General features: G+C 69.7%; 14 protein-coding genes. 7 read left to right on the top strand and 7 right to left on the bottom strand.

Annotated elements, in window-relative coordinates; translation table 11 throughout:
- The first annotated feature begins 93 nt into the window (after positions 1 to 93).
- The gene (recR, locus tag AC4D16_RS14455; RefSeq protein WP_490949551.1) at positions 94 to 690 is read left to right on the top strand and encodes a recombination mediator RecR; all 597 of its coding nucleotides are present in this window, start codon (positions 94 to 96) and stop codon (positions 688 to 690) included.
- A 104-nt stretch (positions 691 to 794) separates the two neighbouring features.
- On the opposite strand, the gene AC4D16_RS14450 is transcribed toward recR, so the two are convergent.
- Together AC4D16_RS14450 and AC4D16_RS14445 are read right to left on the bottom strand one after the other, a co-directional pair.
- Entirely contained in the window at positions 795 to 1,925 is a 1,131-nt protein-coding gene (locus AC4D16_RS14450) for an ABC transporter permease (protein ID WP_490955467.1), read from the bottom strand.
- Positions 1,922 to 2,854, bottom strand: a complete 933-nt coding sequence (locus tag AC4D16_RS14445; RefSeq protein WP_490949553.1) for an ABC transporter ATP-binding protein — start codon at positions 2,852 to 2,854, stop codon at positions 1,922 to 1,924. The genes AC4D16_RS14450 and AC4D16_RS14445 overlap by 4 nt, the downstream gene beginning before the upstream one ends.
- Positions 2,855 to 3,082: 228 nt before the next feature.
- Between AC4D16_RS14445 and AC4D16_RS14440 the strand changes: the two genes are divergently transcribed.
- Positions 3,083 to 4,372, top strand: coding sequence for an aspartate kinase (locus tag AC4D16_RS14440; protein WP_490955466.1), 1,290 nt, complete (start codon positions 3,083 to 3,085; stop codon positions 4,370 to 4,372).
- A gap of 303 nt (positions 4,373 to 4,675) precedes the next feature.
- On the opposite strand, the gene AC4D16_RS14435 is transcribed toward AC4D16_RS14440, so the two are convergent.
- Complete coding sequence (locus tag AC4D16_RS14435; protein ID WP_490955465.1) at positions 4,676 to 7,807, bottom strand: S8 family peptidase; 3,132 nt, start codon at positions 7,805 to 7,807, stop codon at positions 4,676 to 4,678.
- A 261-nt stretch (positions 7,808 to 8,068) separates the two neighbouring features.
- Between AC4D16_RS14435 and AC4D16_RS14430 the strand changes: the two genes are divergently transcribed.
- The 5 genes from AC4D16_RS14430 (at position 8,069) to purL (ending at position 13,230) form a co-directional block, all read left to right on the top strand.
- On the top strand, positions 8,069 to 8,950 hold the full coding sequence (locus AC4D16_RS14430; RefSeq protein WP_490955464.1) for a 3-methyladenine DNA glycosylase: 882 nt from the start codon (positions 8,069 to 8,071) through the stop codon (positions 8,948 to 8,950).
- Positions 8,951 to 9,115: 165 nt separating this feature from the next.
- Entirely contained in the window at positions 9,116 to 9,709 is a 594-nt protein-coding gene (locus AC4D16_RS14425) for an SSI family serine proteinase inhibitor (protein WP_490955463.1), read from the top strand.
- Between the two features lie 182 nt (positions 9,710 to 9,891).
- Positions 9,892 to 10,152 (top strand): phosphoribosylformylglycinamidine synthase subunit PurS, encoded by a 261-nt coding sequence (purS, locus tag AC4D16_RS14420; protein ID WP_490949558.1) that lies wholly within the window; start codon positions 9,892 to 9,894, stop codon positions 10,150 to 10,152.
- Positions 10,149 to 10,943, top strand: coding sequence for a phosphoribosylformylglycinamidine synthase subunit PurQ (gene purQ / locus AC4D16_RS14415; protein ID WP_490955462.1), 795 nt, complete (start codon positions 10,149 to 10,151; stop codon positions 10,941 to 10,943). Before purS ends, purQ begins: the two co-directional genes overlap by 4 nt.
- A gap of 1 nt (position 10,944) precedes the next feature.
- Positions 10,945 to 13,230, top strand: coding sequence for a phosphoribosylformylglycinamidine synthase subunit PurL (gene purL, locus AC4D16_RS14410; protein ID WP_490955461.1), 2,286 nt, complete (start codon positions 10,945 to 10,947; stop codon positions 13,228 to 13,230).
- A gap of 268 nt (positions 13,231 to 13,498) precedes the next feature.
- Here the strand turns inward: purL and AC4D16_RS14405 are convergent, their stop codons facing one another.
- From AC4D16_RS14405 to kdpB, 4 genes are read right to left on the bottom strand one after another with little or no spacing between them, the layout of a single operon-like run.
- Positions 13,499 to 14,176 (bottom strand): response regulator, encoded by a 678-nt coding sequence (locus tag AC4D16_RS14405; protein WP_490949561.1) that lies wholly within the window; start codon positions 14,174 to 14,176, stop codon positions 13,499 to 13,501.
- A complete protein-coding gene (locus AC4D16_RS14400) occupies positions 14,173 to 16,704 on the bottom strand; it encodes a DUF4118 domain-containing protein (RefSeq protein ID WP_490955460.1) in 2,532 nt (843 codons plus the stop codon). Before AC4D16_RS14400 ends, AC4D16_RS14405 begins: the two co-directional genes overlap by 4 nt.
- 3 nt (positions 16,705 to 16,707) lie before the next feature.
- Positions 16,708 to 17,316 (bottom strand): potassium-transporting ATPase subunit KdpC, encoded by a 609-nt coding sequence (kdpC, locus tag AC4D16_RS14395; RefSeq protein ID WP_490955459.1) that lies wholly within the window; start codon positions 17,314 to 17,316, stop codon positions 16,708 to 16,710.
- Between the two features lie 28 nt (positions 17,317 to 17,344).
- Positions 17,345 to 19,498 (bottom strand): potassium-transporting ATPase subunit KdpB, encoded by a 2,154-nt coding sequence (gene kdpB, locus AC4D16_RS14390; protein WP_490955458.1) that lies wholly within the window; start codon positions 19,496 to 19,498, stop codon positions 17,345 to 17,347.
- Between the last annotated feature and the right edge of the window lie 2 nt (positions 19,499 to 19,500).

The following is a 19,500-nucleotide window of genomic DNA, read 5'->3' as shown; positions in this document are numbered from 1 at the left end:
TGACGGGTCTGCGGGGCCGCAGGGCGGACAATGGAACAGGCAGGACCACGCCCTTGCTGCGTTTCGCCGTCCCCCGACAGAAGAGGATCTATCGTGTACGAAGGTGCAGTGCAGGAGCTGATCGACGAGCTCGGACGCCTGCCCGGCGTAGGGCCGAAGTCAGCGCAGCGCCTCGCCTTCCACATTCTCGAAGCCGACTCCGAGGACATGGCGCGCCTCGTGACCGCGATCACCACGGTCAAGGAACGGGTGAAGTTCTGCACCATCTGCGGCAACGTCGCCGAACAGGACCTCTGCGCCATCTGCCGCGACCCTCGCCGCGACCCGAGCATGATCTGCGTGGTCGAGGAGTCCAAGGACGTGATCGCCGTCGAGCGCACGCGCTCCTTCCGTGGCAGGTACCACGTGCTCGGCGGCGCCATCAATCCGATCGCCGGTGTGGGCCCGGACCAGCTGCGCATCCGCGAGCTGCTCGCTCGCCTCTCCGACGAGAAGATCCAGGAGATCATCATCGCCACGGATCCCAACCTCGAGGGTGAGGCGACGGCCACCTATCTCGTGCGCATGCTCCGCACCATCGGCATCCCGGTGACCCGGCTCGCCTCAGGCCTGCCGGTCGGCGGGGACCTCGAGTACGCCGACGAGGTGACGCTCGGGCGGGCCTTCGAGGGCCGCCGCGTCATGACCTGAGCGGCCGCCGTCGGGCCGTCAGGTGATCGTCCCGCCGTCCGTCAGGGATGTCCCTGCCCGTCAGCCGGGGCGATCCGCCCACTCGTCAGGCGACACCCGCTGCGTCAGGCGATGCGCGTGCCCTGCGCCAACCGCTTCGCGGGCGTGGTGAGCTTCCGGCGGGCCAGGAGCAGGACGACGACGGCCAGTGCGGCCTGGACCCCGAGCCCCAGGGGCCAGATCGGCATCTGACGCTCCAGGAACTGCGGGCCCGCATTCGACTCCTCGCAGGTGGTCTCGAGATCGGGCCCCGCCTGGGCAGCACGCACCTGCTGGCTGATGCCCTCCATCACGCCGGGAGCGTAGAAGGTACCACCCATCATCGACCCCTGTGGGCCACCGCCCGTCGCCTCCGGCCGGCTGTACGGGACGGCGTCCGCGACCACGACGAACGGGTTGGCCGCGACGATCCACGTGATGTACTGCGTGTTCGGCAAGGGAGCCGTGTAGGTCTGGGTGATGCACTCGAGCTCAGCACCCGGATCCGGCACGCCGGTGGTGGGATCGATGGAGGACTCCGGGTAGGACTGGTAGGACGTCGAGACGGTGCGCTCCTCCATCACCAGCTGCGTGCTCAGGCCGAAGATGATCAGCGTGCCGATGGAGAGCAGCGCGACGAGCATGTAGGTGGTGACGATCGAGAACAGGGGCCGGTTCGCGAGCGCCGAGACGCCGACGCCGAGAGCACACACCACCGCGAGTTCGATGGCCAGCATCAGCAGTGAGACCACGGCCTCCTGCGCGTTGACCCCGCCGAGGAACAGGGCCCAGAAGATGAAGGGGGTGCTGAGCACGAGGAAGGCCAGCGACGCCGCCCACGAGGCGAGCCACTTACCCGCGAGCAGCTGGCCCGGTGTCAGGAGGGTCACCTGGAGGATCGCCAGGGTGCCGCCGGCGCGGTCGCCGTTGATCGCATTCGCCGACAGCCCGGGCGAGACGAGCAGCCCGAAGAACAGGACGAAGCCGACGAGCAGATCGAACAGGATCCCGCCCTCGTTGTCGAGGTTGCCCACCACGGCGCTGCCGAGGACGAAGATGAAGGCGATCACGGCGAACCAGACGCCGAGCATCCAGTACCACCCCTTGCCGCGCAGGCGCTGTTTCATCTCGAGCGCGAAGACGGTCTTCACGGCCGCTCCGAGCGGCAGTTTCGGCGGGTTCCCGACGGGCGTCGTGGAGTCGATGGTGGTGGTCATAGTCGGTCGGTGTCCAGACTCATGTAGGTCTCCTCGAGGGCGCCGCCGGAGGGCGCGAAAGCGGTGACGACGACGTCGCCCATCACCAGGGTGCGCAGCAGCCAGGAGGCCTCCGCGGTGCTACCGAGCTGCACGAGGAACTCCTCGCGCCGGGAGTCTCCTCGGGCCTCGAAGCGGACGCCATGGCTCCGCAGCGCCTCGGCGAGCGCCTCCATCGGTTCCGCCTGCACGTAGTACCGCCGCATCTGCGTGCCGGCCTCGTCGAGCGTCTGGCTCTTGACGGATTCCCCGCGGCTCACGAACACGGCGCGGTCGGCGATCTCGTCCAGTTCGGACAGCACATGGCTCGAGACGACGATCGTCTTGCCCTCGGCCGCCAGCTTCCTCAGCAGTGACCTCAGTTCCACGCGCGAGCCGGGGTCCAGGCCCGACGCCGGCTCGTCGAGGAGCAGCACCTCCGGATCGTGGATGAGGGCGCGGGCGAGGCTGAGGCGCTGCTGCTGACCGCGCGAGAGCACCCGTGCCGGTTGGTGCCCGAATTCCCTGAGGTTCACCGCGGCGAGCAACTCGTCCGCCCGCTGCGCGCGGTCCGCGGCACTCATGCCGTAGAGGGCACCGAGGGTCTTGAGTACTTCGAGGGCGGTGAGGGATTCCCAGACCCCGAGCGTGTCGGGCATCCACCCGACCCTCCGCCGCACCTCCGCGGTCTGGGTCGCGGGGTCGAAACCCGCCACGCGCACAGAGCCGAGATCAGGGGCCAGCAGGCTCGCCATGATCAGCATCAGAGTTGTCTTGCCGGAGCCGTTGGGACCGATCAGAGCGGTCACTTCCCCGGGCGGGGCCACGAAATCGATGTCACGGATGGCCTGCACCGAGCCGAAGCTCCGCGCAACCCCCCTGACAACGATTCCCCCAAAGTCGTTGGTCATGTACGAAGGGTAAGCTACGCAGCCCGTCCGGGCGGGGACCGCGGCGAGAACACAGTCCTCGAGCCCCGGACGCATTCGGACTCGGACTTTGGGCGGGTAATCGGCCCGCCGCTACACTGGCACCGACGTCGGGCCCGGCCCGCGTCACCGGGCGCCGGTGCTGCCGCCCCTCCATCATCGCCGCGACGGCGGTCCAGACGCCGTCGACCAACTCCCATGAGTGGATGCATGAGCCTCATAGTCCAGAAGTTCGGTGGGTCCTCGGTCGCCGACGCCGAGGGCATCAAGCGCGTGGCACGTCGCGTGGTCCAGACGCAGTCCGCGGGCCATGAGGTGGTGGTCGTGGTCTCCGCCATGGGCGACAGCACCGACGAACTCCTCGACCTCGCCGCCCAGGTGGGCCCGGCGTCGTCCAACGCCCGTGAGATGGACATGCTGCTCAGTGCCGGCGAGCGCATCTCGATGGCCCTGCTGGCCATGGCGATCCACGGGATAGGCGCCTCCGCGCAGTCCTTCACCGGCAGCCAGGCCGGCATGATCACGGACGCGATCCACGGCAAGGCCCGGATCATCGACGTCTCGCCGCATCGCATCCGGACGGCCATCGAGAAGGGCGACATCGCGATCGTCGCCGGCTTCCAGGGCATGAGCCGTGAGAGCAACGACATCACGACCCTCGGTCGCGGCGGATCGGACACCACCGCCGTCGCCCTCGCCGCGGCACTCGACGCCGACGTCTGCGAGATCTACACCGACGTGGACGGCGTGTACACGGCGGATCCCCGCGTGGTGCCGTCCGCGCAGAAGATCAACACCATCTCGAGCGAGGAGATGCTGGAGATGGCGGCGTCGGGGGCGAAGATCCTGCACCTGCGGTGCGTCGAGTACGCACGGCGCTTCGGCGTCCCCATCCACGTCCGCTCCTCCTTCAGCCACAACGAGGGCACGTGGGTGCTGCCGAGCCCTGACGACCAGATCACCATTCAAGAGGGAGAACCCTTGGAGCAGCCCATCATCTCCGGCGTAGCGCACGATCGCTCCGAGGCGAAGGTCACCGTGGTGGGCGTGCCGGACATCCCGGGCAAGGCCGCCGAGATCTTCGGGATCGTCTCGGGTGCCAACACCAACATCGACATGATCGTGCAGAACGTCTCGACGCACGGTTCCGGCCGCACGGACATCTCCTTCACGCTGCCGATCGTCGACGGCGCCGCCGCCCTCGCGGCCCTCGGTGCGGCACAGGCGCGTGTGGGCTTCGAGGCCGTGGAGTACAACGAGCAGATCGGGAAGCTCTCCCTGATCGGCGCGGGCATGCGCTCCAACCCCGGCGTCTCCTACCGCTTCTTCCGCGCGCTGTCCGACGCCGGCGTGAACATCGACATGATCTCGACGTCGGAGATCCGCATCTCCGTGGTCACCGGTGCGGATCTGCTCGACGACGCCGTGCGTGCCGTCCACGCGGCATTCGAGCTCGACGGCGACACCGCTGCGACGGTGTATGCGGGTACGGGCCGCTAGTTCCGCTCCAACCGGCTTCTACCGTCATCCGGCGAGCGATCCCAGGGCCTGCTCGCGTGCCGGATCCGGGGTGATTGCGACGCCGTCGAGCGTGGCGGGCGGCGACGCACCGGGTGGGACCTCCCGCGCCCGACCGATCACCCCGACGTCGGCATTCCGGACGGATCCGGTCCGGCAGCCCCGGGCACCGGGCAAGGACCGACCGGCCCGGACAAGCCCGGACAGACGAAGAAGGCCGGCGGATCGATGATCCACCGGCCTTCCCGCTGCCCTACCCGGAGGTAGGGGCGATCACTTCAGGGGTTACTTGTTCCCGGTCGGCGTGGTGGCCTCGCGGGGTCCCGTGACGAGCTTGTCCCCCGGATCTACTGCTGCCGGGTCAACGGTGGGCTCGGTCGTGACGTTGCCCGCGCCGTCCACGGTGACCTTCACGTACGTGATGGCCGAGGAACCGGCGTAGGTCACGCGACCCACCCAGGTACCGGCGGTGAGGCCGGTCCAGTTGAAGGTCACGGCACCCGTGGCGCCGTTCGCCAGAGCGAACGGATTCGGCGTCAGCGACGCGTTGCCTTCATTGCCGTTGAGGAGCACCGCCTCGATGTTTCCCGTGGTCGGCGCGTTGTCCGTACTCGCGTACAGGTTCGCGATGATCCGGTAGTTGCCCGGTGCGGGGTTCTGGATGACCAGGGTCTCGCTGGCATCCGCTGTCGCAACCGCCGCGAGGGCGCCCGAGGGGGTCAGCAGGAACATGTCGAAGTCCGCTGTCGGATCTCCCGACAGGACCGAGAACTTCGCCGTCTTCGTCCCCGCCGGGACAGTGACCTCCTGCACGGCGTTCGAGGCATCGTTCACGTCGGTCTGATCACCGGGTACCAGCTCGAACTCCGTGGTGGCGGCTCGGGCGAGTCCGTCCAGTGTCATCTGGACAGGCTGGTTGCTACCCGACGTGACATCGAACGTTCCGCTGCCGGAGGCTCCGCCCGCGAAGGCGACGTCTGCAGGTGCCTTGGCGGCCTGCGGACGGACGGCCACCGGCGACGTGACCTTCTTGCCCTGGCCGGACCAGGTGAGCGAACCGGCTGCGAACTGGCCGAACGCGGCGCTCTGGTTCTCGAAGGTGACCTTGAACGTGCGGGTCTCGCCGGCAGCGCTGAAGTTGAGGATCGACGGCGTGACCGTGACCTTCACACCCGGCACGTTGGACGTTGCGCGGTACAGACCCGGTGTCACGGCGGTCACCGTGCGGGTGACCTCCGTCTTGCCGGTCAGGTTGCCGAGCGCGAAGGACGGCACGTTGGTGTCCTTGGCCGCGACGGGCTTGATCTCGTCGATGCCGACCGGGAAGCCGGTCCCTGCGATGAAGCGCAGGTAGTCATCGGGGGTCTGGTCGTAGACCAGGCCCGGGCTGAGCACCGTCGCGGGGTTGATGTGGCCGGCACCGACTGCGAGCACATCGGTCTCGACGCTGCCGTCGCCCTTCTTCAGCGGGTACGCGGTGGTCATCATCGCGGACTTCACTGCAGCAGGTGACCAGGTGGGGTTCTTGCTGAGCACCAGTGCTCCGAGGCCCGCCACGTGCGGGGCGGCCATGGACGTCCCGGAGAGGAAGCCGAACTGCGCGCCGTTCGAGCCGACGGTGGAGACGCCCGCGAGGACGGCGACACCGGGAGCGGTGATGTCCGGCTTCAGGAGGTCGGAACCGGTGGCGAGCAGCGGACCGCGCGAGGAGAATCCGGCGACCTGCGGGGTCGGCGGGAGCGGCTTGCCCGTGGTGTCCGTGGCCTTGAGTGCAACGGTGATCGCGGGGTTGGCCGCCACCTTCGCCTTCAGCTCGAGAGCCTCGGGAGCGTTGACGTGCACGGTCGGGATGACGTGCTGATCGGTGTCCGTGGACGAGTTGACCAGGTTCACGAGGATCATGCCGACGCCGCCTGCTCGCGCTACCTCGGCGCTCTTGGCGGTGCGGTCGACGACGCCGCGGTCACAGACCACGATCTTGCCGGCGACCTTCGCGGGGTCCAGCGTGTTCGGTCCGCAGAGAGCCGGGCTGGCAGCACCGGCCGCGGCTGCGTTGACCGCGAGGACGACCGGGCTGGCCGGAACGCCTGCACGCATGATCGAGGCGCCACGGTACTTGGTGCCGTCCGAGAACTCGGCCGTGCCCTGCAGCTCGTTGTTGAAGGTGCTGGCAGCGACGGTGGTCAACCAGGGGGCGCCGTGGTTGACGGTGCTGGCCGTGGGACCGGAGTTACCGGCGGACGCCGCGACGAAGATGCCCGCCGAGGCCGCCGAGAGGAAGGCGAGAGCCACGGGGTCCGTCGTCGTGGTGGTGCTACCCGAGATCGAGTAGTTGAGGACGTCGACGCCGTCGAGGATCGCCGCGTTGATGGCGTCGATCGAGGCGGAGGAGTAGCAGCCGCCCGTGTTGGGATCGTCATCCTCCCAGCAGGTCTTGTAGACGGAGATCTTTGCTGCGGGAGCAACGCCGGCGGAGACGCCGAAGTCCCTGCCGTCCACGCGCTGGGTCACGCCCGCGTTACCCGCGGCGGTGCTGGCGGTGTGCGTTCCGTGATTGTCGATGTCCACGGGGGAGATGACTTCCTGGGGGGCCTGCTCGGCCTCCGGCACCGTCTCGAGGAAGGCTTCGGCGAAGTAGCGGGCCGAGAGCACCTTCGAGTTGCAGAGGCTGCCGTCGAAGCCCTCACCGACCTGGCACTCGCCCACGAAGGTGGAGCCATCGGTCTTCAGCATGGCGATGTTGCCGTCGGCGTCGAGGTACGGCTCGCCGACCTTGGGCTGTGCGTTGCCGCGCAGGGGCTTCACAGGGCTGCCTGCGAAGAAGGGATTGTCCGGGGCGTAGCCGGTGTCGATGACTCCGACGACGGTGCCTGCGCCTGCGTTCTTCTCTCCGCCGAACTGGGTCTTCCACGACCCCTTGTTCCCGTTCAGACCCAGGAAGTCGATGGTGGAGTAGTCGGGAGCGTTCTCGACGTCGGGAGCCACGAGGAGGACGTCGTCGCTCTTGGCGAGTTCCACGGCCTGCTCGGTGCTGAGGTCGGCGGCGAAGCCGTTGATCGCGGCGGTGTACGTACGCTTGATGTCGACGCTCTCCTCCGCGGCGACCTCCTGCTGCTTCGTCTCGAGGAGCTGCGAGTACTGCTGGACGTTCTCGGCAGCGACGTCGAGCTTCTTGCCCTTCTCGGGCTTGGTCGGGGCGATGCCCTCGACTCCACCTTCGTACGTGGCGAGCGGCTTGTCGGCGAGTACCACGATGTACTTGCCGTCAGGGTAGAGCGTCGGGTCGAGCTGCTTGACGGGCGCCTTCTGGGGCGTGACCGCGGTGACCGGCACCGGCGCTGCGAAGACTGCAGGCGCCGTGACCGTGGATGTGACCAGTAGCGGCAGACCCAGAACGATAGCCGTGGCGGCGCGCATGGTGCTGCGCCCCTGCCCGACTTTTCTCCGTTGTGTCATAGGAAGGTAGTGCCTCTCGTGAAAGTGCGGGCCGGCCTGAGACCAGTCCCCCTGTGCCGCGGTCTCCTGGATAGGACCCCCGACCTGTGTGATGACGCTCACAGACGCCGCGGCGAGGCTAAACTTACCCGAGGCAACACACAGCGGCCAGACGGATCGGGCTGTGTCATCCGGAATTTACATAGGGTGTTTACGAATCCGATGCAAGGTGATAGGAGGGCGATGTCCGATCTCCTGACGCGCCTTCCGGAGGCCGTGTGGCTCGAGCGGGAGCGCCACCATCAGGCGCGTGTGGCGCGCGTGGCGGACCCGTACCTCGGGCGTCGCTCCAGGGGTGAGAAGCACCCGGTGGAGGACTTCCTGTTCACGTACTACAGCCAGAAACCCGGGAAGCTGCTGCGCTGGCACCCGGGCGCCGGCACCCTCCTGACCGGGCCCGCCGCCGTCGGACGCGCGGGGTGGAAGTACTACCGGGAGCACGACGACGGCGTCGCGGTGGACCTGAGCCGCTTCCTGGAGGCGCGGCGCGAGGCCGTGGACTTCGCCCGCCTCATCCTCACGCGCACCGCCGCGCGCCCCGCACAGTTCGGCTGCTTCGGCCTGCACGAATGGGCCATGGCCTACCGCTCGGCCACGAACGGCGTGCGCCACGAGTACCTCGCCCTGCGCCTCGGGGCGGACGGCACGGACCAGGTGGTCGAGTCCGCGCGCATCCGCTGCACCCATTTCGACGCCTTCCGCTTCTACACGCCGGAGGCCGCGCCGCTCAACGAACTCGAGCCCACCCGCGCGAACCAGCGCGACCTCGAACAGCCGGGTTGCCTGCACGCCAACATGGACCTGTACAAGTGGGCGTACAAACTCACGCCGCTGCTGCCGAGCGAACTGGTGATGGACTGCTTCGAGCTCTCCTGGCGCATCCGCGTGATGGACATGCAGGCCTCGCCCTACGACCTCAGCGCCTGGGGCTATGCGCCCATCCGCATCGAGACGCCCGACGGCAAGGCGGAGTACGTCAGGCACCAGCGGGCGTTCGCGGTGGAATCCCAGGCCCTGCGGGTGCGGCTGCTCGCCGAACTGGAGCGGGTACTCACTGCAACATGATGTCGGGACCGGCGGCGCAGTCGTCGTCACTGTCAATGTCGTCATCGCTGTCAATGTCCGCGGCCCTTCGGTGGAGGGACAGGCGCCGGCTCCGGGACGTCCCCCTGCCACCGTTCGTTGAGTCCGTACCAGCCGCTACGCTGTGACTCCAGCCGAGGGGGACCCGTGAGATCCATTGTTCCGACGTCGACCGCCGCACCGCGACGCCAGCGGGTGCCACGCGCAGCGCTGCTGATCGCCGCACTGTCCCTCGCCCTCGCGGGGTGCGCCCCGGGCGGCCCCGCCGCCGATCCCACCGCTGACCCCACCGCCGTCCCCACATCGCAGGAGAGCACGATGACCACGTCCGAATCCTCGACGACGCCCCCTGCGATGACACCCCAGCCTCCGTCGTCGGGCGCACCCGCGCTACCCGCCGACCTCCAGGCCGACCTCACCGTCTCGATCACGCAGGACGCCGGCGCCCAGCCGACCGTCTACACGATCGACTGCTCCGACGGGGTGGTCGGCTCCGCCACGGACCATCCGAACGCAGACGCCGCCTGTGCGACACTGGCGCGACTCGGCGCGGCGTTCTTCATCCCCCGGCCGAACAAGGACGTCATCTGCACGCAGCAGTACGGAGGCCCGCAGACGGCGAGCATCACCGGCGATCTCAACGGCACGCGCATCGCCGCCTCCTTCTCCCTGACCGACGGGTGCCAGATCGCACGCTGGAACTCCGTCTCGGACATCCTCGGAACACCCGGGGCGCAGTAGCGCGGAGAAGCACGGAGGAGCACGCGGCAGCGCAGGCCTGGGCGACCCGGCCCGGCATCGGCGCCCGGTAGACTTGTTGGGCAAGCTCGCGGAGCGCCGACGTCATCAGCTGGACCAGACACGGCGTGAGACGGCACTCCCGAGCGACCGCACACCCACCGCTCATTCACAGGAGTTGCCGGATGCCCCGGATCGTCGTCGACGTCATGCCCAAGCCCGAGATCCTCGACCCGCAGGGTAAGGCGATCGCCGGAGCCCTCCCCCGGATCGGCCTCACCGGATTCGCCGGCGTCCGCCAGGGCAAGCGCTTCGAACTGACGGTCGACGGCGAGGTGACGGAGGAGATCCTCGAGCAGGCCCGCCACGCCGCCACCACGCTGCTCTCCAACCCCGTGATCGAGGACGTCACGCGCGTGGAGGTCATCGAGGAGGACGGCCAGTGACCGCCTCGATCGAGACACCCCTGATCGGCGGGCCGCAGCCCGTGGCCTCGGACGACGAGGACAGCGCCCTGAACGGCGTGACCGTCGGCGTCGTCACCTTCCCCGGATCGCTCGACGACCGCGACGCCGTCCGCGCCGTCCGCCTCGCAGGCGGCAGCGCCGTGCACCTCTGGCACGGAGACCACGACCTCCGACACGTCGACGCCGTCATCATCCCCGGCGGTTTCTCCTACGGTGACTACCTCCGCGCCGGCGCCATCTCCCGCTTCGCGCCGCTGATGGAGCAGATCTCGCAGGCGGCGTCCGGCGGAGCCGACGCCCTGCCCGTGCTCGGCATCTGCAACGGGTTCCAGGTCCTCACGGAGGCCCACCTGCTGCCGGGTTCCATGATCAAGAACAACCACCTGCACTTCATCTGCCGCGACCAGCGCCTGCGCGTCGAGAACGCCGACACCTTCTGGACCGCGGAGTACGAGCAGGGCGAGGAGCTCGTCATTCCGCTCAAGAACCAGGACGGGCAGTTCGTCGCGGACGTCCGCACGCTCGACGAGCTCGAGGGTGAGGGCCGCGTTGTCTTCCGCTACGTCGGCGAGAACCCCAACGGCTCGCGCCGCGACATCGCGGGCATCTCGAACGCGGCGGGCAACGTCGTCGGGCTCATGCCGCACCCCGAGCACGCCGTCGAGGCCGGCTTCGGCCCCGACTCCTCCGCGCGCGGACCGGTGGACGTCCGCGGGGGCACCGACGGTCTCGGCATCTTCACGTCCGTACTCAAGAAACTGGTGGGCTGAGATGACCGCGGAAGCGACCCGGAAGTTCAACATCGACACCGTCGCCAACGCCGAGGCCACGCCCGGCCAGGCGCTGCCGTGGGCGGAACTGGGACTGAAGGAGAACGAGTACCAGCGCGTCGAGGAGATCCTCGGGCGGCGCCCCACCGGGGCCGAGCTCGCCATGTACTCGGTGATGTGGAGCGAGCACTGCTCCTACAAGTCCTCGAAGGTGCACCTGCGCCAGTTCGGCGAGAAGGTCACCGATGCCATGAAGGAGCACCTTCTCGTGGGCATCGGCGAGAACGCCGGCGTCGTCGACATCGGCGACGGCTGGGCCGTGACGTTCAAGGTGGAGAGCCACAACCACCCGTCCTTCGTGGAGCCCTACCAGGGTGCGGCCACCGGCGTCGGCGGGATCGTCCGCGACATCATCTCGATGGGCGCCCGCCCGGTCGCGGTCATGGATCCGCTGCGCTTCGGCGCGATCGACCACCCCGACACGGCGCGCCTCGTCCACGGGATCGTCGCCGGGATCGGCGGGTACGGGAACTCCCTCGGCCTGCCGAACATCGGCGGCGAGGTGGTCTTCGACTCCGTGTACCAGGGCAACCCGCTGGTCAACGCGCTCGCCGTCGGCGTGCTGCGGCACGAGGACCTCCGCCTCGCCAACGCCTCGGGCGCGGGCAACAAGGTGGTCCTCTTCGGTGCCCGCACCGGTGGCGACGGCATCGGCGGCGCCTCCGTGCTCGCCTCGGAGTCCTTCGACTCCTCGAAGCCCTCGAAGCGCCCCGCGGTGCAGGTGGGCGATCCGTTCGCCGAGAAGGTGCTCATCGAGTGCTGCCTCGAGCTGTTCAAGGCCTCCGTGGTCGAGGGCATCCAGGACCTCGGCGCCGCCGGGATCTCCTGCGCCACGTCGGAGCTGGCGTCCAACGGCGACGGCGGCATGCACGTGGAACTCACCAAGGTGCTGCTCCGCGATCCGTCCCTGACGCCCGGCGAGATCCTCATGTCGGAGTCGCAGGAGCGCATGATGGCCGTCGTGACGCCGGAGAACGTCGCGGCGTTCGAGGCCATCATGGACACCTGGGCCGTGGAGTACTCCTGGCTCGGCGAGGTCACCGACACCGGGCGCCTCATCATCGAGTGGGACGGCGAGAAGATCGTCGACGTCGATCCCCGCACCGTGGCCCACGAGGGACCCGTGTACGAGCGCCCGTACCACCGCCCGGCATGGCTCGACGCCGTGCAGGCGGATGCCTTCGCGGCCGAGCAGCCGACGGACCTCCGCGAGGCCGTCCTCGACCTCATGAGTTCCCCGAACATGTGCTCCAAGAGCTGGGTCACGGACCAGTTCGACCGCTACGTGCAGGGCAACACGGCGCTCGCCATGCCCGACGACGCCGGCGTCATCCGCGTCGACGAGGAGACCGGGCTCGGCGTCGCGATCTCCACGGACGCCAACGGCCGCTACTCCTACCTGAACCCGTACGAGGGCGCCCGGCTGGCCCTCGCGGAGGCGTACCGCAACGTCGCCACCGCCGGCGCCGAGCCCCTCGCCGTCACCGACTGCCTGAACTTCGGCTCCCCCGAGGACCCCGAGGTCATGTGGCAGTTCGCCGAGACGGTGCGTGGCCTCGCGGACGCCTGCCGGGAACTCGGCGTGCCCGTCACCGGCGGCAACGTCTCGCTCTACAACCAGACCGGCGGCGTGGCCATCCACCCCACCCCGGTGGTCGGCGTGCTCGGCGTGTTCGACGACGTCGCGCGGCGCACGCCGTCGGGCTGGCGCGAGGACGGCCAGGCCATCTACCTGCTGGGAACGACGGCGGACGAGCTCTCCGGCTCGGAGTGGGCCAACCTGCGTGGTCACCTCGGCGGGCAGCCCCCGGCGCTCGATCTCGCGGCGGAGAAGACGCTCGCGGCGATCCTCGTGAACTGCTCACGGGACGGCATGATCGACGGCGCCCACGACCTCTCAGAGGGCGGCCTCGCGGCAGGCATCAGCGAGATGGCCCTGCGGTTCGGCATCGGTGCGCGGATCGGTCTCGACGAGCTCTGCGAGCGCGACGGCATCGACGCGTTCACGGCGCTGTTCAGCGAGAGCCAGGCGCGCGCCGTCGTCGCCGTCCCCCGTTCCGAGGAGGTGCGCTTCAACGACATGTGCACCGCTCGGAACTTCCCCACCCTCCGGATCGGGGTGGTGGACACGGAGATCGACGCCCTCGACGTGCAGGGCTACTTCACCCTGCCGCTCGAGCAGCTCCGCGAGGCCCACGAGGGAACGCTGCCGAAGCACTTCGGCTGATCCGGGCGCCGCGGCTGCCTCTCCTTCAGGAGGTCCGCCGCGGCGGCTGTCCAGAGCCGGGGGTACTGCACCCCCGCAACGGAGCAAATGCCCCGGGTCTGCAGCGAAGACACGACGGCGGCGCCCCGGGAGGTGCCGCCGCGGCGGCTGTCCACAGCCGGGGGTACTGCACCCCCGCAACGGAACAGATGCCCCGGGTCTGCACCGAAGGAATGAAGGCGGCCTCCCCTGAGGCGAACGACGACGGCGCCGGCGCGCAAACACCCCGCTAGGGCACGAAGCGGTAGCCCATCCCCGCCTCGGTCAGCAGATGGAGCGGGGACCCGGGATCGCGCTCGAGCTTCTTCCGTAGCTGCCGGATGTACAGGCGGAGGTACCCGGTGTCGCGGATGTGCTGCGGCCCCCAGACCTCGGTGAGCAGGATCTCCTGCGTCACGAGCCGCCCGGCGTTCACCATCAGTGTCTCGAGCAGTCGCCACTCCGTGCGGGTGAGGTGGATGTCTGCGCCGTCGGTCGTGCGGACCACCGACTTCGCCACGAGGTCCACCCGGACGTCCCCGAACGTGGCCCCGGACTCCTCGCGGAGCGGCAGCCGACGCCGGGTGAGCGCCCGCACCCGTGCCAGCAGCTCGTCGGTCAGGAACGGTTTCGTGACGTAGTCGTCGGCGCCGGCGTCGAGCGCCTGCACCTTGTCGATCGAGTCCATCCGGCCCGAGATCACGAGGATGGGCACCGTGCTGTAGCCGCGCAGTCCGTGGATCACGTCGATCCCGGAGAGCTGCGGCATCCCGAGGTCCAGCACCACGATGTCCGGATGGTGCTCGGCCGCGCGGCGGAGGGCCGCGGCGCCGTCGCCCGCGGTCACGACGTCGTAGTCCGATGCCGTGAACGTGATGCTGAGCGCTCGGAGGATCTGCGGGTCGTCGTCGGCGATGAGGATCTTCATGCGGTTCCCGCGCCGTCGTCCGCCCCGACGAGCGCGTCCATGGGCGGCGCGTGCGGCAGCGAGACCACGGACGTCAGGCCGCCGCCCGGAGTGTCCTCGAGCGTCAGCCGGCCACCCATCCCCTCCACGAACCCGCGGGCGAGCGCCATCCCGAGGCCGAGCCCGGTGTCGTTGTCGGTGTCGCCGAGCCGCTGGAACGGCAGGAGCACCTGGTCCTTGCGATCATCGGGGATGCCCGGCCCGCGGTCGATGATGCGGATCTCCGCCCGGCCGCCGAAGTCGCTGACGGACAATATGGGCGCCTGCCCGGGCGAGGTGTAGCGGGCGGCGTTGGAGAGGAGGTTCACCACCACGCGCTGCAGCAGCACGGCGTCCGCGAGGAGGAGGCGCGATTCCGCGGGCAGTTCGAGCTCCACGTCACCGGGCCCGAGGTCGAGCTCCTCGAGGGCCGGCTGAATGACGTCCTCGGGCCGCACGGGTTCGAGCACCACGCCGAGCACGCCGGCCTGAATGCGGCTGGCATCGAGCAGGTCCGTGACGAGGGTGGAGAGTGTGCCGAGGCTCTGCTCGGCGGTCTCGAGCAGCGCCTCCTGCTCCTCGGGCGAGAAGGTGATGTCGGCGGAGCGGAGGCTCGTGACGGCCGTGGTCGCCGCCGTGAGCGGGCGTCGGAGGTCGTGCCCGACAGCGGCCAGCAGGGCGGTGCGCACGCGGTCCGCCTCCGCGAGCGGCCCCACGGCGCTGGCCGCGCGGGAGAGTTCGCGGTACTCGAGGGCGGCCTCGAGCTGCGCGGTGATGACGGCGAGCAGGCGCCGGTCCGCGGCCTCCAGCGTGCGTCCCTCCAGCTCCAGCACGGCTACCTCCCCGACGGGGAGGGCCACGGGATCGCTCGTCGAGGACGACGGCGGCACGCAGGAGTCCTCGCAGAGGACGGTGCCATCGAGCGCGCGTAGCCGCGCGACGTCGAGCCCGAAGGCCTCACGGGCCCGGGCCACGAGGGCCTGCAGGGTGTCCTGCCCGCGGATCACCCCGCCGGCCACGGTGGCGAGGAGCTCCGACTCCGCGGCGGAGCGGGACGCCGCCCGGGTCCTCCGGGCCGCCTGGTCCACCACGTAGCTCACGAGGACGGCGTTGATGATATAGAGCGCGAGGGCCGTGAAGTGCGCGGGCTCCCCGATGGTGAGGGTGCGGACGGGGTCGATGAGGAAGAAGTCGAGCGTGAGCCCGGACAGCACGGCCGCGAAGAGGGCGGGCCAGATCCCCCCGATCAGCGCGACGACGATCACGAGGAGCTGGTAGCTGAGGACGTCCCCGGTGATGGACTCCTCGGAGCGGAGCAGGACGAGCAGCAGTGTCAGCAGCGGTCCGCCCGCGAGCGCCACCAGGGCGCCGAGCAGCCGACGCCGCGCGGACAGCGCCCCGCCGGCGTGAGGCAGGGCGAAGCGCCGTCCGGCCGCACCGTGGTTGACGATGTGCACGTCGATGTCGCCGGATTCGCGGATGACGGTGGCGCCGATGCCCGGGCCGGTCAGCAGCGCCGCGAGCCGCGAACGCCGGCTCACGCCGATCACGAGCTGGCTCGCGTTGGCGCCCTTGGCGAAATCCACGAGGGCCTTCGACGTCTGGTCGCCCACCACCTCGTGGAAGGTACCGCCGAGCTTCAGCACGAGTGCCCGCTGGGCGGCGAGCTCGGCGGGGTCGGCGTCGCGCAGGCCGTCCTGGTTGGTGACGTGCACCGCGAGCAGCTGACCTCCCGAGGAACGGGACGCGATCCGCGCGCCACGGCGGAGCAGCGTGCGTCCCTCGGGACCGCCGGTGAGGGCGACGACGACGCGCTCGCGGGCCTCCCACGTGTCATCGATGCCCTGCTCGGCGCGGTACCGCTGCAGCGCGCTGTCCACCTCGTCGGCGAGCCAGAGGAGGGTCAGCTCGCGAAGGGCGGTGAGGTTCCCCACGCGGAAGTAGTTGGAGAGGGCGGCGTCGATGCGTCCCGTGGGATACACCGACCCCTCCGTGAGCCGGCCGCGCAGCGCCTCGGGGGTGAGGTCCACGATCTCCACCTGCGCGGCACGCCGCAGCACCTCGTCGGGGATGGTCTCCCGGTGGGGCACACCCGTGATGCGCTCCACGACGTCGTTGAGGGACTCGATGTGCTGCACGTTCACGGTGCTCATGACATCGATCCCGGCATCGAGCATGGCCTCGACGTCCTGCCACCGCTTCTCGTGCTCCGTGCCCGGCGCGTTGGTGTGCGCGAGTTCGTCGACGAGCGCCACCTCCGGGTGCCGGGCCAGCACGCCCTCGAGGTCGAGGTCCGTGAGGTGCACGCCGCGGTGGTCCACGGAGCGCCGCGGGAGCACCTCGAGGCCGTCCGCCATGGCTTCGGTGGCGATGCGTCCGTGGGTCTCGACGATCGCGACGACGACGTCACGCCCCTCACCGCGGAGCCGCCGGCCCTCCTCGAGCATGGCGTAGGTCTTGCCCACTCCGGGGGCCGCTCCCAGGAAAACCCGTAACCGCCCTCGTGTCATGGCCTAAGTGTCCAGCCGCGCCAGGGCGAGATTCAACTCCACCACGTTGACGGACGCTTCACCGAGGTACCCGAGGTCGGGGCCCTGCGTGTTCTCCTTCACGAGTGCCTCGACGTCGGACTCCGCGAGGCCGCGTTCCGTCGCGACGCGCGGCACCTGGAGCTGCGCGTACTCGGGGCTGATGTGCGGATCGAGCCCCGAGGCCGACGCCGTGAGCGCGTCCGCTGGGACTGACGCCGGGTCCACCCCCTCGAGCTCCGCGACGGCGGCGCGGCGCTCCTCGATGGCGGCCACGAGGTCCGGGTTCTCGGGACCGAGGTTGCTGCCGCCGGAGGCACCGCCGTCGTACCCGTCGCCGGCCGCGGACGGGCGGGACTGGAACCACTCGGGGAGCGCTGCGCCCTCGGCGTCCGTGAAGGACTGACCGATGATCGCGGCGCCGACGGTCTCGCCGTCGAGCGTGAGGGGCTGACCGTTCGCGCGGTCGGGGAGCGCCACCTGCCCGATGCCGGTGATGGCGAGCGGGTAGCCGATGCCGAGGACGAGCGTCAGGACGACGAGCGCCCGGACGGCCGTGCCGAGCTGGCGGAGACTGCTGCGGGAGGAAGCCATGGACGTACCTTTTCGAGAGGGAGGGAACTCAGAAGCCGGGGATGAGGGACAGCACGAGGTCGATGGCCTTGATGCCGATGAACGGCGCGATGATGCCGCCGATGCCGTAGACGAGCAGGTTCCGGTTGAGCGTGCTCGAAGCCGACGCCGCCCGGTACCTCACGCCCTTCAGCGAGAGCGGGATCAGCGCCACGATGATCAGGGCGTTGAAGATGATCGCCGAGAGGATCGCCGACGACGGCGAGTGCAGCTGCATCACGTTGAGTGTCGCGAGGCCGGGGAATGCTCCGATGAACATGGCGGGGATGATCGCGAAGTACTTGGCGACGTCGTTGGCGATCGAGAACGTGGTGAGAGCGCCGCGCGTGATGAGCAGCTGCTTGCCGATCCGGACGATCTCGATGAGCTTCGTGGGGTCCGAGTCGAGGTCCACCATGTTGCCCGCCTCCTTCGCGGCGGAGGTGCCGGTGTTCATGGCAACGCCGACGTCCGCGAGCGCGAGGGCCGGGGCGTCGTTGGTGCCGTCGCCGGTCATGGCGACGAGCGCTCCACCCTCCTGCTCCTTGCGGATCAGGCGCATCTTGTCCTCGGGGGTGGCCTCCGCGAGGAAGTCGTCGAGGCCGGCCTCCTCGGCGATGGCCCTGGCGGTCAGCGGGTTGTCACCCGTGATCATGACGGTGCGGATGCCCATGGTGCGGAGCTCCGCGAAGCGCTCGGGGAGGCCCTCCTTCACGACGTCCTTGAGGTACACGACGCCGAGGACCCGGGCCTTGCCGGAGGCGTCGCGCAAGGCGACGACGAGCGGCGTACCGCCCAGCTGGGAGATGCGGTCGACGGCCTCGCCGAGTTCGGCGGAGACCACGCCGGACGACGCCGTCACCCACTCGCGGACCGCGCTGCCGGCGCCCTTCCGGACACTGGAGCCGTTCACGAAGTCGACGCCGCTCATCTTGGTCTGCGCCGAGAACGGGATGACCTCGCCGTCGATCTCCTCACGGACGAAGCCCTCGGTGACCGCGAGGTCCACGATCGAGGTGCCCTCGGGCGTCGGGTCGCTGAGCGAGGACTGCGCGGCGGCTGCGATCAGCTCGCGCCGATCGGCCCCGCCCACCGTGATGAACTCGCTGGCGCGACGGTTGCCGTAGGTGATGGTGCCGGTCTTGTCGAGCAGCAGGGTGGTGACGTCACCGGCGGCTTCGACCGCGCGGCCGGACATCGCCAGGACGTTGCGCTGCACGAGCCGGTCCATGCCGGCGATGCCGATGGCCGAGAGCAGGGCGCCGATGGTGGTGGGGATGAGGCAGACGAGCAGCGCCACGAGGACCGGCACGCTGACGGTGACGTCCGAGGAACTGGCGATCGGGTTGATGGTCAGCACGACGACGGTGAACACGATGGAGAGCGTGGCGAGGAGGATGTTCAGCGCCACCTCGTTCGGTGTCTTCTGGCGTTCTGCACCCTCCACGAGGCGGATCATGCGGTCCACGAAGGTGTCGCCGGGCTGGCTCGTGATCCGCACGACGATCCGGTCCGAGAGGACACGGGTGCCGCCGGTGACGGCCGAACGGTCGCCTCCGGACTCGCGGACCACGGGCGCGGACTCGCCGGTGATCGCTGACTCGTCCACGGAGGCGATACCCCAAATGATCTCGCCGTCCCCCGGGACGAGGCCGTTGGCCTCGATCACCACGACGTCGCCGAGCGCGAGGTCCGACGACGGCACCTCGGTGACGGTTGCCGCGTGGGCGCCGGGGTCCGTGTCCGCTGCGTGGTCGCGGAGGACGCGCGCCGTCGTGCCGGTCCGTGCCTGGCGGAGGCTGGAGGCCTGCGCCTTGCCGCGCCCCTCGGCGACCGACTCGGCGAGGTTCGCGAACAGGACCGTCAGCCAGAGCCAGATCGCGATGAGCCACGTGAACGACGCCGGGACCTCACTGCCGCCGGAGGCCTGAGGTCCGCCGAGGAACGGCTCGGCGATGGCGATGGCGGTGATGAGGACCGCGCCCACCTCGACGATGAACATGACGGGGGTGCGGACCATCTGGCGGGGGTCGAGCTTGCGGAAGGCGCCGGGTAGGGCCTGGGCGAGCTGGGCGGTGGAGAACGCGGACGCCTTCCGGGGGCGGCCGCCCTCGGGCGCAGCGCTGTCGCTGCTGCCGGTGGGTGTTTCGGTGAGGGTGGACATGG

The sequence above is a fragment of the Arthrobacter sp. TJ-236 genome (assembly GCF_058269235.1).
This window is presented reverse-complemented; position numbering and strand designations above follow the sequence as displayed.

Coding starts and splice junctions, on each gene's coding strand:
- AC4D16_RS14445 (WP_490949553.1), bottom strand. CDS start 2,854: ATGACCAACGACTTTGGGGGAATCGTTGTCAGGGGGGTTGCGCGGAGC.
- AC4D16_RS14435 (WP_490955465.1), bottom strand. CDS start 7,807: ATGCGCGCCGCCACGGCTATCGTTCTGGGTCTGCCGCTACTGGTCACA.
- AC4D16_RS14440 (WP_490955466.1), top strand. CDS start 3,083: ATGAGCCTCATAGTCCAGAAGTTCGGTGGGTCCTCGGTCGCCGACGCC.
- kdpC (WP_490955459.1), bottom strand. CDS start 17,316: ATGGCTTCCTCCCGCAGCAGTCTCCGCCAGCTCGGCACGGCCGTCCGG.
- AC4D16_RS14400 (WP_490955460.1), bottom strand. CDS start 16,704: ATGACACGAGGGCGGTTACGGGTTTTCCTGGGAGCGGCCCCCGGAGTG.
- kdpB (WP_490955458.1), bottom strand. CDS start 19,498: ATGTCCACCCTCACCGAAACACCCACCGGCAGCAGCGACAGCGCTGCG.
- AC4D16_RS14450 (WP_490955467.1), bottom strand. CDS start 1,925: ATGACCACCACCATCGACTCCACGACGCCCGTCGGGAACCCGCCGAAA.
- purL (WP_490955461.1), top strand. CDS start 10,945: ATGACCGCGGAAGCGACCCGGAAGTTCAACATCGACACCGTCGCCAAC.
- AC4D16_RS14405 (WP_490949561.1), bottom strand. CDS start 14,176: ATGAAGATCCTCATCGCCGACGACGACCCGCAGATCCTCCGAGCGCTC.
- purS (WP_490949558.1), top strand. CDS start 9,892: ATGCCCCGGATCGTCGTCGACGTCATGCCCAAGCCCGAGATCCTCGAC.
- AC4D16_RS14430 (WP_490955464.1), top strand. CDS start 8,069: ATGTCCGATCTCCTGACGCGCCTTCCGGAGGCCGTGTGGCTCGAGCGG.